Consider the following 15997-nt stretch of genomic DNA (forward strand, 5'->3'; position numbering starts at 1 on the left):
TAAACTTCGCACAACAAAAGTAATGAGTATTATTCCTAAATCAGGTCCGCGGAAAAACTATGACCTGCACCAAAAAGGAAAGATTATAGCATTCAGGTCACTAATCCGGGGCTTTCATTCTCGTACCATGGAGAGTTTATAAGGGATAAAATATAAACTATACAGTAATCCTCAACAATGCCTTTCGAACCAGATGACGAGACGTTAAGCATGCTGAAAAATTCGGTTAAAGAATTCGTTTTAAGAGAAGTTGAACCTATGGCTTCGCGAATCGACAATGAGGATTATTTCCCAGAATCTGTTTTCAAAAAAATGGGGAAAATGGGATATCTTGGAATAACTGTTCCCGCAGAATATGGAGGTTCAGGTTTGAACATCGCGGCACAGGCAATAATAGAAGAAGAGCTTGGTTATTCATCGCCTTCTCTGGCACTCTCGTATGGTGCCCACAGCAATTTATGCCTAGACAACTTATATAGGAATGGATCGGAACTGATTCGAAGGGATTATGTTCCAAAACTTGCATCTGGAGAATGGATAGGTTCTCTAGCTTTAACGGAACCCGGTTCAGGTTCAGATGCATTGGGCATGAAATCCGAAGCCTGGAAAGATGGTGATAAGATTATCTTGAATGGCTCAAAAACGCTTATCACAAATGCTCCATTTTCTGACCTGTTTCTTGTTTATGCTAGGACAGGCGATAGTTACTCTGCGTTTGTAGTTCTTAGTTCGGATAAAGGTTTCTCACGGGGGAAAAAGTTCAACAAAATGGGAATGAGGGGATCCCCGACAGGCGAAATTTATTTTGATAACATAGTTCTCGGAAAGGATCGGGTCGTAGGGGAATACGGCAACGGTAAAGATATTATCCTATCTGGACTTAATTCTGAGAGAGTCGTACTCTCATTCATTTTCATAGGATTAGCGAGAAGAGCGCTGGAAACTGCGATAGAATACTCAACACAAAGAAAACAATTCAATACACATCTCTATCGTTTTGAACTGATAGAGGAAAAACTTGCTTATATGTATACAAAATATGAGACCAGCAAACTTTTAGCCGAGAAAGCTCTGCGTAATCTTGAGCGGAATCGTATGGATTCTCTGAGCGCGGCTGCCGCCATAATGCATTCAACAGAGTCTGCGGAATATATATCGAGAGAAGCCATACAGATCTTGGGTGGTCTCGGATATACAAAGGACATGGTCGTGGAAAGATTGATGCGAGATGCCATCCTGGGTCAGATAGGAGCGGGCACAACAGAAATCAGGAAGCATCTAATTGCCTCCGCTCTTGTTAAATCGTTTAAGAAAGATCCAGAAATTCTAGGCAAGGCCTAAGATAATGCAGTGATTTAATGTCTAAGGGAATGAAATGTATAGTTTGTGGTAAAAACGACGCACAGATCGGTGCATTATGTACAGAATGTTTTATCGATGCACTGAAAATAGATACGAGGGATTCTATACCGCTGACTCAATGTCCAAAATGTGGTGCAATCAAAATAGGAAACAGGTGGGTGTATAGCGACTTCAAACACTACTTGGGAAGACTCATTAAAGATGCCGTTAAATCTGATCAAGGTGGTGTGGAATTAATCATCCCTGCAAGCGATATAAAGTTGGATTTTGACAATCAATCGATTTCTTTCCGCTTGGTAGTAAAGAAAGGTGAGACTGTTATTCAAGACAAGATGTTATCCGTGAAAATAAAGTCTGCAAAGGAGAGTTGCCCGAGGTGTAATAAACTCACGGGATCGTATTATGAAGCAATCATACAGATAAGATCATACACCACTCGAAAAACACGGCAACTTGAGCAGGCAGTTAATTTGATCAAGGAATATACGAAAAAAGGTACCGGTAAAGAAGGTTTCATGATCACGAAAACTGTAAGCCTACCTGAAGGATACGATATTTACCTTATGTCGAAATCCGACGGAAACAACGCTTCACAGTTAATCCATGACAATTTCTTTTCGTACGTTCTGGCAACAAAGAAGTTAGCCGGAAGGGAGGGCGGAAGCGATCTATATAGATACACATATCTTGTACGTATACTCGATCTTTTGCCAGGTGAAATAATTTCAAATTCAGAAGGCAAGTTCATCGTCGTGGAGACAACGCCTTCAAAACTGACAATCGTGAGTCCAGAATATTCTACGAAAAAGTATCTTTCAACAAGAGACTTCTTCAGCAACAATTACATTTTCCAGGGAGAAAAAGCAGTATTAAGGAAATTTGTACTACTCTCAACATCGGGTGATGAGAGTGAAGTCATGGACACAACGGACTTCAAGATGTTCACCGTAAGGGAACGCTTAAGTCACGACTTCGACGCATACATTTTTGATGGAAAAATATTTCCTGTACCTACAGCAAATTAATTCAACTCCACAGAAATAAGGTAATGGAATTCTTATGAAAGCGAAGGCAGAATGGCACACATTGAGAAAAGTTATGATACATAGGCCTGGGACTGAAGTTGACTATGCAATGTTGGCTCCCTCACCTTTCCTTTTCGAAAGACCATTCAGGGTTAGAGATGCTATAAAGGAGCATGAAAACCTTGAAGAAGTAATGAAAGCGAATGGGGTAAAAGTCGAGCTTTTAAGCGATATTGTTTCTAGGAAAGGCGATACGAACAAGGCATTTAGAAGACTTTTAGAAGATAAAATTCTTAAATCCGTTGTTTTTTACGGGAATAAAGAAGATACAGTCGCTGCTAAAACAGAGCTCAAACGGAATTTACCTTCACTCGATTCACTGACCCTCTTTAACATATTAACACTTGAACCCTCCATCGATTTGAAGCGTGAAACACCAGGGTTCACGAAATACCCGACAATTTACTCCAACATACCTCTTGCAAACCTTTATTTTATGAGGGATCAACAGGCCGTAGGATCGAAAGGCGTAGTTGTCGGCCGTATGAAAAAGGAACAGAGAATGAGAGAAACTGAGATAACGGAATTTGTGATAAGATATGCCTTCGGTGAAAAGAACGTCGCAAAGATTGATGAAAATGGATTTTTTGAAGGCGGAGATTTTATTCCCGCAGGTGACTTTTGCCTTATAGGAACTGGGCAGAGAACGGATGAGAATGGTGCTTTTCAGGCGATAAATTCAGATGTTCTTGACTACGAAGAATATTGTGTTGTAGAAAACCCAGAATATAGTATTTCTAAATCATCGAAATCAAACAGCATGATAAATATGCATCTCGATACGTACTTCAATATCGCAGGTAACGGTGTTGCTGTAGGGTCTGTGGAATCAATGAAAAAATCAATTGCCAGAGTTTACACAAAGGATAACGGAAAAAAAACTTTGCAGGAAAAGACTACGCTTTACGATTACATTCTGTCAAAAGATTTCAACATAATCGATCTTACCTTGAGTGAGCAGTTGAGTTATTCGTCAAATTTCCTGACAATTTCGGACAATAAGATTATTGTCGCAAATGTTTCAGATATTCTTAAACTCCTTATGAAGGGCCACCGCTTCCCGGTTGATATTGAAAGGAGAATATCTAAGGAACTTAATGTTAATGGAAAGAACAAATTGTTCCCAAATAGAAAGGAAGTAAGTGATCTAGGGATAGACTATCAGCAGGTTGAATTAAGTCAACTCACTGGAGGATATGGTGGTGCGCACTGCATGACGGCTTCTTTGGAGCGTTAAATCCTATTTTCTGAATAAGTGCCGAAAACCTAGGTATTTATGAAACTCAACAATATTATTGAGAAAAATTTGCGAAACATTTAATTCTGCGTTACCATTAGGAGGAAGCTTCAATTAATATTAATTTAATTAGAGGGATTTAATGGCAAAGGATAGAGCTCAAAAAAAGAGTAAGGATAAGTGGAAAGAGAAAACATGGTATAGTATACTCGCTCCAGAGTATTTTGGAAGCAAAGAGATAGCGGTAAGCTTAGGATCCTCACCGGAATTAATGGTAGGAAGGAATGTTGAATATTCCGTATCAGATTTAACTGGGAATCTTAAGAAGTCAAATTCAAAGATCGTATTTCGGATCAGATCATGCGCAGGAACAAAGTGCTCCACTGCGTTTGTTGGTCATTCCGTTAGCGATGATTACATAAAGAGAATGGTTAGAAGGCGAAAGGAGCGTTTGGACATTGTACAAACCATCTATTCAGCAGATAATAGTGGAATGGTTTGTAAACTCGTTATTGTTACAGACGGTAAACTGACAAACACGAAGAAGCTTGAGATTAGAAAATGCGCAGAAAATTTCCTTCAGGAAAAGGCAAAAACATTAAATTACGGTGATTTGGTTAAATATGTTATAGGCGACGAAATCCATAACGATCTTGCTGAAGCTGCTAGGGACATTTACCCAATCAGAAAGATAGAAATAAGAAAAACCGAGGCCATAGGATTACCTCCGAGTGTACAGGAAACATACAGCGAACCTCCGAGCACCGATGAGCCTGAAAAGCTCGAAGAAGCCTCATAAATCATCGATGCCGGGATAGCTCAGTTGGTGGAGCGCCGGACTCATAAGAATTTGATTGTTCTGGGAAATCCGGAGGTCTCGGGTTCGACCCCCGATCCCGGCATAAAATCGTATCTGATATTTCACTATAGTCGAATTGACTGATGCTCTCTGACATTGAGGGCGCAATATAATTTCATTGCTGGTACGTTTAAAAAACGTTGGAAGAAGTAGGCTATGATCCAGGATTAAAAGTCTGAATTATAAGTGGTTAACGATAGTGTTGTAGGCTACACGTCGTTTATCTCTTAAATTTCAGGGTTCTAAATAGATTACATTGAGAAACCCCTTTTCCGATTTCCTATAATTCTGTTCTTGAAAATTGTAGCAATCGTAGTTACAATATATATATATCAAAGTATTTTGATTCATATGAACAAAAAAATAAAGTATTTAGGTGTTGTTTTTATGGCGACTGTGATGGTGTTTCTAGTTTTTTCCGGAATTACACATGCTGCTGTAGTAAATAATAAGAGCCCTGTAGTGAATGGCGATTCTCAGGCAATAGTTAAAACTTCTAGCCAAAATGCAACTGTTATATTTGCTAAAGAATTTGATTCCTGGTATCTTACTAATTTCCCAGGAAGTACTATAAACGAATTCAAAAGTATGAGTACAGTGGAAAGAGATACGATTGTTAAGAAATTTCTTGAGAAAGAACCAAGCTCTATTGAACTTTTACGATGGAATAGAAATCAAGAATTGTTACGTTTTAACTCTTTGGATGCAAAATTAGCTAACAAAACTTTCTCATCTTTGAGAAATGAGAAATTCCCACCTGGTTTCTCTAAGCATTTGGTTGGTGCCAATGTCTTTTATGAAAAACAGACAGGTAGCGTCTCATCTATACTTTTGAAAATATCACCAGACTCATTGCCAAAAGGAGTCTATTTTGATAGTGGAATGTGGGTAATGGTAACAGTGAATTATTTTGTTTATCATGCTCCATGGTGGCTCGGGGGATGGTCTGTTACTTATGGTGAACATGACGTAATCAACTCCCTGTATGCCGGAAACAGCGCCCAAAGATATTATAATCACGTAACTAGCGAAACCAATGACTACAGTATACTTGCTAGCATTGCTCTAGCCGTTTTGGGCGCAACGGTAGCTCTTGCCCCTGCTACGATTGGTTTAAACGCATTAGCTGGAGCAATAATAGGGGCGGCACTTATTGCTGCTGGAGCGGTCATTCAGGTTCTCCAAGTAGTGTGGGATAACGACTTCACATCTCTCTACGAGTCTACCTATGCGAATGAACACAGCGGGGATAAATATATATGGATGTTTGATAGCGTCGATTATTACTATCCATGGGTAACTGTTGTTGGTTCCCTTGTATCATCTATTGGGATGTACGGGTATTTGAGCAACATGAACACTATAACTTTTATTCCTAATGTCCCTATGGTAGCATATGAATCTTTCTCAGGTGTAGCCATAGTTGCTTCTATAAGTGATTTAGCTCATGAAATAGCAAACAAGATAGGGTGGAACACGTGGGGATATGGAGGATCATATTCCTGAAGATTTAGTGGGAGAGTGAAAAAAACGAATTTGGATGAAGTATTCACGTATGCGTTGATTGGCTTTTCGGTATCTTTTTTACTTATCTTTTTCTACTCGGTAAAAGCTTACAAATGGTCCAAAGGAAAGAACGCACCAATCTTGTATGGGAGAATGCTATTATCTGCTTTATTGTCTTTATACTTTATACCAGTTACGATTTTTTTCTTAATGAATCAAGAAAGTATAAGGTTCCCTCTAGTAGATTTAGTATTTCTGCTAGGGCCGTTAATTGCTATTTGGGTATCCTTATTATTTGTGTATTTAAAATATGGGTACGAGGGTATTAAACAAAAACCTGTCAAGTAAACTGACAGCTTAACTGAGCCTTTATTTGTTTATTCGAAACAATTGTTTACAACTTATCAATTTAGGCACTTGATTGATGTTCACCTCAACCTTACTAAATTATCAAACAGAATCTCACATGGCTTTGGTATCCTAGATATCTTAATTGCCGAGAGCTTTGTTCTATTGTTTCGACTATTGTTCGCACTAATGATAGATAACGCCAGACTATGCTGTAATTAAGGTTGTTACAGGCGCAGTATTAGCGACGATATTGAGTATAGACACTAATTTTATAACTTCCGATAATAACTCGTATTGCGGTTCAATACAAACTAAATTTTTATATTTCACTAAATAATATAACAGTGATGATGCACCATTGAGAGCTGTCATACACAGATGGATAACCAACGTGCGAATTGAATAGTTTCCCCATGGGAAACCAAACGTTAAGGAACTCAGATTCAGTGGGCAATTATTGAGGTAAGTTCCATGATAATGAAGGAAAAGACAAAGTGGTATCTTGGAATATTCGGGTTTGTAGCTTTTGTTTGGCAATTAATTTTTTTCTTTATACTCCCTAACAATTTATTCTTCTTGCTCATAGCTGACTCACATTTTATTGGTGTTTCATTTATTATTCTATTCAATGTGGTGCTTCCGTGGATCTTTTTCAGTTTTTTGGCTTCAAGTGAATCGACCTCGTTAATAAAGAGGAGAGCCGGTTATCTCTACGTTATCGCGTTTTTGCTATTTACATTTGCAATCTATGGTGCGCTTTTACTTGTGATTCCGCGATACGGCGTTGGTCGGGCACTTTTTGCGGTCGGTGTAGCAATTCTGGATGCGGTAGTTCTTGTATTAGTAACTATTGCATCAAAATATAGGATCGTAGGAAGGCGGTCGAGAGCGGAGCTAGAGCATTAGTATTTTCCTATTTTTAACCATCGTATTATGAATAATTCGAGATGTTAGGTTTTCAACCATCAAATATTGGTCTTATTTGAGCATCAAAACATTGATAATCTATTTCAACGTAATAATACAGTTTGGTAGGTTATATGATTTCTAATCATAGCGCCTTTCGTCGAAGAGGGAATCATTTAAAGACCACTTCCTTAATTTGCTTAATTGTTACTATCGCAATTGCAGTATGCACAACTGCCTTAATAATTCAGAATAGCGTTATCAGCGACGAGATCCAGATGTTATTTATATTTGCACTAGCGATTATATACCGTAAGCACATCAAGCCCATATTACTCGTGATAATCTTCATTGTGTCTGGTGTTATAATTTATATAGGTTTCGACGCTAATTTGTTGTTTATCATTCCGTTCTTATATGATCTTGGCTTGACGTATAATCTGGATTAATGGTCTGAGTAACCGATGACAATGTTATCCGGAAAGCACGAAAATCTGATGGCTCGAATCATGTTCTCTCTAAAAGTCTAAAAAGCTATCGGATTAGCACTTGCGAAATGCTTCGATAAGGTCATTTTATTCCAAATCCTTTCAAGATGAAATCTTGATTCATGAAACGATGGCTATAGCGTAAGTAAGTAACACAACCACCATCTGCTTTTCCTTGCATTAACGTTATATTAGATAAATCAATTGCTCTCGCTATGAAAAAAGTTTTGTTTTTGCTAACATCTGGATCAGATTCACCAGAAAAAGCTAATTTGAGTCTAATTACGGCTGCCAGGCAGTTGAAATCAAACCGATATGCAGACGTAAAGGTACTCTTGTATGGTCCTATGGAGAAATTTGTTACTAAGCTTGAAGGATTTGCTCTTGATTCTTTTAAGGAACTTGTAGCAGCAAATGCCATTGATTCTGCCTGCGTGGCTATTGCTAAAAACTACAACGTGAGTGACGAATTACTAAAAATTGGAATAAAATTAGAACCTTTCGGGGAACGGCTTGCTCGGTTCATAAACGAAGATTATGAAGTAATCACGTTCTAGATAATATAAATGAAAGAATTAAGGGACCATTCAAAACTGTTAGTCGTAGAAGCGGCTTTCATAATTCTGGTCATGACCTTCATGATCAGGGCCAGTAACAACATGCTTATGACAACAGTGCCTCTTCTCACAAAGTATTCCTTCGGATTCAGTGAAACGGAAGTAGGGATAATTGAGGCTTTGATGTCGGCAGCAGGTTTCTTGACCACCGCTTTTTTGAATACAAGGCTGAATCCAGGACAGAGAAGATTCGCATTTATTACTTCGACTTTTGTGTATACGTTGATCTTGATAGGATTCTGGCTTTCGAATACTTTTTCCGTATGGATCCTTGGTGTAGCCAGTGGGGCTGTTCTGGGTATGATTATGCCAAATATCATCACCTCTGCCAGTCTTTTCAGCGACATCAGGACACGCGAAAGGATATTATCACTGTATACCGTCGCGCTTAGTGTAAGCCTCATAGCAGGTCCGGCAGTAGAATCATATATCCTGAAATTAGTTCCGCTTAAGGAAGCGTTCCTCTTATTCAGCTTATTTGGGGTTGCTGCAACAATTATTTCGCCAATGATCCGTTTTCCAAAGGAACCTATAACTGGAGAAAAAACAAAGGTCTGGTCTAATTCTGGATTCCAGGCCTCGGTATACAATAATCTGGCGTACGGTATTCCTTTCTATGTCCTGATAACTTTCGGGGGAATTTATGAAGTAGAGCAATTTCATATTTCTCTGTCACTTGTGAGCCTATTGTTCTCCTTATTCTTCCTTACATCTTTCCTTGGTCGACTGTACTATTCATTTAGGCCACCGAAGAGCATAAAGCAACACATGACACTTGCAGTATCCCTGACATTAATTGGCATAATTTTTATGATAGAGGCAAGGAGTCTCCCAGTATTCATGATCTCCCTGATGGTGCTTGGTGTTCCGCATGGGCTGACTTATCCACTTTCTGTACTATCACTGAGCAGGGCATTTAAACCCCAGCAGAGAAACGTAGCTAACAGCTGGTTCTTTTCACTGAATATGCTTATAGGAATTATACTGCCTCTGGTTTCGGGCTTCTTTATAGAACGCGTAGGTTTCAAGGATTCATTTCTCGGTATCCTCGCCGTAGTTGTCATAATAATGATTCTTATGTTCGATAGTTTTAGGCGATGGAAAATATCAGATAGCCGAACTGTCAGCTAGCCTTTTTCTCCTCGTGTGCGAATCGTAATGTAAAAGCCGAACCAATCATTCCACCTGCCCATGATATAATGAATGAAATTATAAGGAGCATAAAAAGGAGTGGCAGAAAGCTTCCCAACCCCATGATCTGGCCAGCTAGTGACGCATATGTGAGAGAGAGCATGCCATTCCGGAAAAAAACGGAAATTAGAGTGCCTAATACGCCTCCAACTCCCAGCGAGGCTGATGTGAGCAGACCAAAATTTAGAAATAAGCCAAGTACTGCGGCAGTTACGAACTGCAGATACCAGTAACCAAATGCAGATAATGCCAGCGACAGCACGGCCTGGAGGGTTATAGCAATGCCTATCTCGTATACTGTTTTCAAGGGCTCACCCCGCTTTCGTATTGGTAAAAGAATTGTTTCGGTGCGTCCTTCGGAATCAAGAGGTAATAAACGCCGTTATTCCACGGAATGAACGTATTGCTGTAATACTGGCTCAATGGATTTTCGGATATGCCACCGGGATATATTCCTACAGAGCTGGCAGGATGCGACATGTTAACTACCATTCTCCAAGAAGGGCCAAAATTAGAGATGAGGCCGTAGGCTGCATTTATGGTATTCGAATCTCCCGCAGCTGGGATTTCCTTCGTATTCATAACGGACACACCGAAAAGGCTGGAGAGATATCTTTTATGGAAATTACCCCAGGCCCATTTGGTAGAATATACTCCAGTACTCCTTGTTAGTTGGCTTATGGTCTGGTTGTAGCTCAACAGCATAACCGTAGTTGCGTTTCTGTGCTGTCCATTTAGAGGATTGTTGAACCAAGATATATTGGGAGCATTGGAAGTCCAGTTCTCCAGATCCTCAATAAGTGGGCCATGATAAGTGGCGTCGCTGCCCATGTAAAAGGCAGTAGAGTTTAGTCCCTCAGCAAGGGTTATGCCATAGTGTTCAAGGTAAGGGCGGAACGTATCGTTAACATAGTTTGTAAGCCAGAAGTAATATATCGTTTCTGCAGTAGAGTTTATCGATGCATCGCCGTTCCAAGTAGAGAGACTCGTGTATTCTGGAGTCCCAGAAAATCCGTACGATTTCAGTGCACTTAACAGCGGCTTCAAAAACAGATTAGTGGTGTAGTCGTGAACGGTAAGCTGAATTTTTTCCATCTTTGAAGTATCGATTCCACTAGTTGTGTTCAGAAGTTGATATATCTCGTCAGCGCGGTAGCCAGACTCATAGTCCCAGCCAAGATAGTATGAATAGTTCTCGGACACAGATACCTGATTCGCAGAAAAAACGAAGCCTCTCGCGGGGTCGTAAACGTGAGGGAGCAGGCTTGTGTTTACGAAGCCTACCCAGTTATACGATCCATTTCCTGGTAACACCGCTCTGGGATTCCCTCTGCTGATTATTGGAACATATCCTAATGAAAATATCCCTATATTTCCCTTAGAATCTGCCACGGCCCAGTTCTGTATTCCCACCTTGAAGAATTCTGTTTCGTTCTGCTCGAATCCAATAACCGAATTTGTCCTATCGATTCTCAGGAAGAATGCTAGTTCGTCGGTGGGAATAAATCCGGTCCAATTCATTGCGATCACATTTGGCGCGTTCTCAATAACTACGCCGTTGTTCGCCAGTTTTACCATTAGTTTTGTTGGGACCGAACCTTTAACGTTTATGGTCTCGTTGAACACCTGAAACTTTGTCCAGTGTCCATCGGACATATACTCCAGGTGATTGGAGGGGTTCACTGTTTCGTTGTAGAAATATACCTCCTGGATCTGACCATTTGTGGCACCCCATGCGACATTTGAGTTATGTCCGAGAATTATTCCTGGAAAACCGGGAAAAGAAACGCCGACGACATTCATTCCAGGTGAAACAAGCTGGAAACCCATCCATACAGAGGGAACTGTTGTAGTTAGATGGGGATCATTTGCCAGCAATGCCACATAGGACCCGTTAACCTCAGTCCTTATAGCCCAGTCGTTGCTTCCAAAATCCTTAAGGCTTAAAGACAGATTCAAATCCTGTCCAGTAGCGTCTGAAATTATCTGTGAAATTTGCTGGGGGGAGTCGAATACCGTTGCCACGTTAGGGATTACGAGGCTTGCAGTCTTACTCAGGTTAACAAACGGTTTATAGAAAGATAAGTTGTTAACGTCTCCCTGCTTGGTATAAATCGATGGATTCACGCTATATGGCACAATCGGATTCTGTACTCCCGCAGGATATTCTGGATAGAGAGCTTCTATTACGCTTGTTGGCATCTGTTGCAGTGCATAATTGAAAAGTATTGGATCGAAGTTACCGTTAGAGTTTACCCAGAGGAAGTACTGCATCAAGGAAAAAAGATCGGTGAGATTCCAGTCCGTCGGCTTGAAATCAAGCAACTTGAAAAGTATGGGATAATTTGCATAGTTCAGATTGTTAACGTAATCGTTGATTCCCTGTATAAATTCAGAGCCAGCTTTATATGTGAAACTGTTCTTACTTAAGTTAGAGACCTCTTCATGAGCAACCTGACAATCCATTAGAAGCCTGGAAAGAGTGTCCGAGGAGATAGCGGAAGGGCCAACAACAGAAGCTAGATTGCCGTTTGCCGTTCTTTCAAGAATCGTTAATTGTTCCAATCTATACTGTGCTTCCAGGTATCCCTGTTCATAAAAAAGAGCCCACGTGTGGTTAGATGCTATGCCAGTAAATCCATCAGGTTCCCTATAAACGATAACATTAGCTGTGCTGTCGTTCTGGGTAAGATTAAATTCGGAAACGACTGTAGAATTTTTTGGGATCGGTGGAACCCATACGCCCTGTGTAGGGTTCAAAAGTCTAGCAAGAGGAGGAAGAGGACCCAGGGGGATATTGATGACAACCATCAAGACAATAACTATGGATACACCTGCAATTAAAGCAGATTTTTTCATGAGTGGTTATGCTAATAGCAATTTATAATTTTTTCATTAACAATTTTCTTGATGGATATTTCCTTTGGGTATCCATCGATAGAGCAAAATAATCACTGCATTAAGCCGATTATGCATCGAACTAAATTTAGACAAAACTTATTTTAATGTGGGATTATACCGCTTTATAATGACAGAGAAAAGCGAGACGAAGGGCGAGCTTAGCAGGCATTTAACCTTCAAAGACGTCTTTTTTCTATCGTTCGGCGGTATGTCGCCCCTTCTCAGTATACTTACATACGGGGCATTCGCGATTACGCTCGCAGGCTTTAACGCGCCGGTTGTAATGATAATCGGCACTTTACTGGTACTGATAAACGGGCTTGTTGTTACTCAATTGTCAAAGAGATTTGCAACCTCCGGTGGCTATTACAGTTATGCATTTCAGGGCTTATCTGAAAGATTAGGATTTGATACTGGGTGGATGTACATATTTTATTCAATTCTTTATGGATTGGCCTATCTTGCTGGTTCAATCTTTATAATAGATACAGTTTTTAATATTCCACTCTTTTACACATTTCTCCTGATAATGGTGCCGTCAGTTGCTTTTCTCATAATTGGCGTGAAAGCATCATCAAAGTACGCATTATACGCGGTTATACTCGAAATAAGTCTGATGCTGGCAATTGTGGCTATATCATTTCTTGTCACCAAGGGAAAAGCGTACATACCCAATCCGATCGTTTTTCATACATCCGGAGGCGATTTCGCATTAGGGATACTATTCGCAATGGGTATACCGACCGGTTACGGAGCTATAGCTCCGCTTTCAGGGGAAATCAGAAATCCAAAAAGGATCGTTGGCCGAAGCGTAATCACGGTCATACTTTTCGGGGGGCTTCTTGCCACTCTCATGATCTATGCCTTTGCTAACCTTGTATACCAGAATCATATTGAGATACCGGTACTGGACAAGCTTCCTATAATAAGCATACTCAAGAACAACTTCGGGGAATTTGGTATATATCTTTACTATGCCGCAGCAATAGCGACTGTCAATGATGGTATCCTGGCAGTTCTGTCTTTCGGTTCAGCTGCCTCTAGGACAATATTCAGAATGGGTTACGACAGAACATTTCCGCACGTATTTTCGCTAAATTGGAAGGATAGGCCAATCGTTGCAACAACTTTCGTTGGTGTCGTCATGGTTGCACTACCTTTATTCATGCTGAAATATATGGACGCCGAGACTATGTTTATTTTCTTGGGGACTGTGTCTGCGCTTGGAGGTCTTTTCATCCATGTGAGTTCAGATTTTTCACTTCTGCATGTGGGGATAAGAAGCGGTCGGAGGTTTATGTTGCGGGCAAAAGCCGGTATAATAAACTCTTTCAGGGCTTTCAAGGAACCCCTGTTAGCTGCGGTTGGTGCCATTATCAGTACGATCGTGCTTATCTACTCTGCAGTTTCGACGGTGACAGATTACACTACTCTTTTCCTTGCCTGGATCGTCATAGGTTTTGTCCTGTCTGAGGTAAAGAGTATATCGTCGAAAACACATTACCGGATTGATCTTTCAGATGAAGACAAAATCGTGGTGGAAAATTTAGTATCAATGAGGGTTAAAGATGCAATCGACCCAAATCTTGGTGTGGTTGTTACCATGGGAGATACCATAAGATCTGTTATGGATAAACTGAGGAGTATGAATATTCCCAAGGCCATTGTCGTCGATCATAAAGGCGTTCCGTTAGGCACAGTGGATATAATTGATATGTTGCTTCTCCCCAAGAGCGCATTAGAAAACAGCAGAATTTCACAAATGCCGCTTGACAAAGTTACCACAGTTGATTCAGAAGATGAAGTCACCGATGCCATGCGAATTCTAAGAGGAAGCAATATAGGGGTACTGGCTGTCATAGACTCCTTAGGGAAGTGTATCGGCACTTTAACCGAGCGACAAGTTTTGATGAAAATTGATTCTGCAGTTGATAATAAAACAGCCAAAAAGGCTTAACTTTAAGCATGAAGATTTTCCACTCCTTATGTCTGCAGTGCAATTTAAGCTGAATGACTGATTGCCATATATTATCCCTGTCGAGGCTGAGAATAATACTGGGAAAGCATTATTAATAATGTATAAGGTATTATCTACAGGATAAAATGCCGAGAACCGGTATGTCAGTACTTCCGCTTCATTATGGACATCCTCCCGAATATTTATACAAAAGGATGATAAGGTTAAGCGGATTAATTTCAGACCTCATAATAGAGAAATTTGGTTCGGAGCATCTTCTTCAAAATTTTGCCGATCCATTCTGGTTCCATTCTTTATCACTTGCAACGGGATTTGATTGGAATTCAAGCGGAACTACTACTGCAACCTTAAGCGCCCTTAAAGAGTACTATTCAAAAAAAAGTGAGAATATTGTCATAATAGGTGGAAAGGGCAGGCAAATGGGAAAAATTGCGGAGGACTTGAACTCAGCTGTAGATACAGGTTTTATAAGCGATCATAAAGCGCAGTCTCTAAGGAGAAACGCTAAAGAACTTGCAAAAGTCGATAATAATCTATTACAAGATACATATGATCTTTATCTTCAGTTCATAGTACTTGATGGAAAAGGAAAGTGGTCTCTTGTCCAACAGGGCATGAATTCATCATTGCGGATGGCCCGCAGATATCACTGGATATACAGCACTGTATCCGAAAGACTTAATGATGGTCGTAACGGTATTTCCACAGAAAAGACTGTCGAAGACGTACTTGATCTTACTACAAAGTTGAGTGAAAGGAACAGGAGTGATATGGTTGAACTAGCGAGGGAAGGTGCGCACAAATTTTATTATGGCGTTGTAACCGATAAACAGAGGACGCTCGATAGCTTCAGCAAAGACGAACCAGTACTAAGGATGGATTACAAGATCAACTGGAAAAAGATGAGGGAACTTTATGAATATCAGCCAAAGGATTTTGACGAGCTATCGAATTTGAGCGGAATAGGAAAATCAACCATCCGAGCCTTGTCATATCTTGCAGAGGTCATATACGGTGATCAACCGTCCTTTGTCGATCCAGTAAAATTTTCCTTTGGACTCGGTGGAAAGGACGGAGTACCAAAACCGATTAATGTTAGCGACTATGATAAAGCAATAGAGTTCTATGATGAATTATTGCACGGATCGGATCAGAGAAAGATCATACTTGATAACATTGCAAGAGGAATGGCACGTGATAGTTATATCTCAACAAGTAGTCTTCGCAATAGCACGTAGGTAAAACATAAAACTGTCCTGAATAAATAGCTATATTAGTGCAGTGAAAGATCTGAAACTTACGCCCGGATTAATAATTGTATGTGGTGCGTGAGCTCAACTGGATATGTAACAAATATAAGTTCATGCATTCCCTGAGGCGGGAGATGGAGGGGGCTTTTCAGTTCTGGCGGAGATCATGATGAATGCAGAAAACATCTCGTATAACCGGAACGGATTCCGTGACACTGTAATTGGCCTGAAAATCCTTGCGTACAATCTCAAGGTCATAAAAACAC

The 15997-nt window shown here is 40.2% G+C and carries 12 protein-coding genes and 1 tRNA gene; 11 read left to right on the top strand and 2 right to left on the bottom strand.

Annotation, left to right across the window (positions count from 1 at the left end; all coding sequences use genetic code 11):
* The first annotated feature begins 177 nt into the window (after positions 1 to 177).
* From LVQ96_02000 to LVQ96_02040, 9 genes are all read left to right on the top strand, one after another.
* Entirely contained in the window at positions 178 to 1341 is a 1164-nt protein-coding gene (locus LVQ96_02000) for an acyl-CoA dehydrogenase family protein (protein ID MCW6169924.1), read from the top strand.
* A 17-nt stretch (positions 1342 to 1358) separates the two neighbouring features.
* The gene (locus LVQ96_02005; GenBank protein ID MCW6169925.1) at positions 1359 to 2387 is read left to right on the top strand and encodes a hypothetical protein; all 1029 of its coding nucleotides are present in this window, start codon (positions 1359 to 1361) and stop codon (positions 2385 to 2387) included.
* Positions 2388 to 2421: 34 nt separating this feature from the next.
* On the top strand, positions 2422 to 3684 hold the full coding sequence (locus tag LVQ96_02010; GenBank protein MCW6169926.1) for an arginine deiminase family protein: 1263 nt from the start codon (positions 2422 to 2424) through the stop codon (positions 3682 to 3684).
* A 142-nt stretch (positions 3685 to 3826) separates the two neighbouring features.
* Complete coding sequence (locus LVQ96_02015) at positions 3827 to 4483, top strand: 30S ribosomal protein S3ae (GenBank protein MCW6169927.1); 657 nt, start codon at positions 3827 to 3829, stop codon at positions 4481 to 4483.
* A 9-nt stretch (positions 4484 to 4492) separates the two neighbouring features.
* Positions 4493 to 4586 (top strand) — tRNA-Met (locus LVQ96_02020).
* 308 nt (positions 4587 to 4894) lie between these two features.
* Complete coding sequence (locus LVQ96_02025) at positions 4895 to 6049, top strand: hypothetical protein (protein MCW6169928.1); 1155 nt, start codon at positions 4895 to 4897, stop codon at positions 6047 to 6049.
* A gap of 822 nt (positions 6050 to 6871) precedes the next feature.
* Positions 6872 to 7306, top strand: a complete 435-nt coding sequence (locus tag LVQ96_02030; GenBank protein MCW6169929.1) for a hypothetical protein — start codon at positions 6872 to 6874, stop codon at positions 7304 to 7306.
* A gap of 703 nt (positions 7307 to 8009) precedes the next feature.
* On the top strand, positions 8010 to 8351 hold the full coding sequence (locus LVQ96_02035; protein ID MCW6169930.1) for a DsrE family protein: 342 nt from the start codon (positions 8010 to 8012) through the stop codon (positions 8349 to 8351).
* Positions 8352 to 8360: 9 nt separating this feature from the next.
* A complete protein-coding gene (locus LVQ96_02040) occupies positions 8361 to 9542 on the top strand; it encodes an MFS transporter (protein MCW6169931.1) in 1182 nt (393 codons plus the stop codon).
* On the opposite strand, the gene LVQ96_02045 is transcribed toward LVQ96_02040, so the two are convergent.
* A complete protein-coding gene (locus LVQ96_02045) occupies positions 9535 to 9909 on the bottom strand; it encodes a hypothetical protein (GenBank protein ID MCW6169932.1) in 375 nt (124 codons plus the stop codon). The two genes, LVQ96_02040 and LVQ96_02045, sit on opposite strands and share 8 nt — an antisense overlap.
* Complete coding sequence (locus LVQ96_02050) at positions 9906 to 12461, bottom strand: penicillin acylase family protein (protein ID MCW6169933.1); 2556 nt, start codon at positions 12459 to 12461, stop codon at positions 9906 to 9908. The genes LVQ96_02045 and LVQ96_02050 overlap by 4 nt, the downstream gene beginning before the upstream one ends.
* 169 nt (positions 12462 to 12630) lie before the next feature.
* On the opposite strand from LVQ96_02050, the gene LVQ96_02055 reads away from it, so the two are divergent.
* Entirely contained in the window at positions 12631 to 14460 is a 1830-nt protein-coding gene (locus tag LVQ96_02055; protein ID MCW6169934.1) for an amino acid permease, read from the top strand.
* A gap of 161 nt (positions 14461 to 14621) precedes the next feature.
* A complete protein-coding gene (locus LVQ96_02060; GenBank protein MCW6169935.1) occupies positions 14622 to 15719 on the top strand; it encodes a DUF763 domain-containing protein in 1098 nt (365 codons plus the stop codon).
* Positions 15720 to 15997: the final 278 nt, after the last annotated feature.

This window comes from Thermoplasmatales archaeon (assembly GCA_026127925.1).
Classification (GTDB): domain Archaea; phylum Thermoplasmatota; class Thermoplasmata; order Thermoplasmatales; family Thermoplasmataceae; genus JAKAYB01.

Bases quoted from the DNA above. Each gene is read 5' to 3' on its own strand.
- LVQ96_02000 (MCW6169924.1), top strand. From the start codon at position 178: ATGCCTTTCGAACCAGATGACGAGACGTTAAGCATGCTGAAAAATTCG.
- LVQ96_02005 (MCW6169925.1), top strand. From the start codon at position 1,359: ATGTCTAAGGGAATGAAATGTATAGTTTGTGGTAAAAACGACGCACAG.
- LVQ96_02010 (MCW6169926.1), top strand. From the start codon at position 2,422: ATGAAAGCGAAGGCAGAATGGCACACATTGAGAAAAGTTATGATACAT.
- LVQ96_02015 (MCW6169927.1), top strand. From the start codon at position 3,827: ATGGCAAAGGATAGAGCTCAAAAAAAGAGTAAGGATAAGTGGAAAGAG.
- LVQ96_02025 (MCW6169928.1), top strand. From the start codon at position 4,895: ATGAACAAAAAAATAAAGTATTTAGGTGTTGTTTTTATGGCGACTGTG.
- LVQ96_02030 (MCW6169929.1), top strand. From the start codon at position 6,872: ATGATAATGAAGGAAAAGACAAAGTGGTATCTTGGAATATTCGGGTTT.
- LVQ96_02035 (MCW6169930.1), top strand. From the start codon at position 8,010: ATGAAAAAAGTTTTGTTTTTGCTAACATCTGGATCAGATTCACCAGAA.
- LVQ96_02040 (MCW6169931.1), top strand. From the start codon at position 8,361: ATGAAAGAATTAAGGGACCATTCAAAACTGTTAGTCGTAGAAGCGGCT.
- LVQ96_02050 (MCW6169933.1), bottom strand. From the start codon at position 12,461: ATGAAAAAATCTGCTTTAATTGCAGGTGTATCCATAGTTATTGTCTTG.
- LVQ96_02055 (MCW6169934.1), top strand. From the start codon at position 12,631: ATGACAGAGAAAAGCGAGACGAAGGGCGAGCTTAGCAGGCATTTAACC.
- LVQ96_02060 (MCW6169935.1), top strand. From the start codon at position 14,622: ATGTCAGTACTTCCGCTTCATTATGGACATCCTCCCGAATATTTATAC.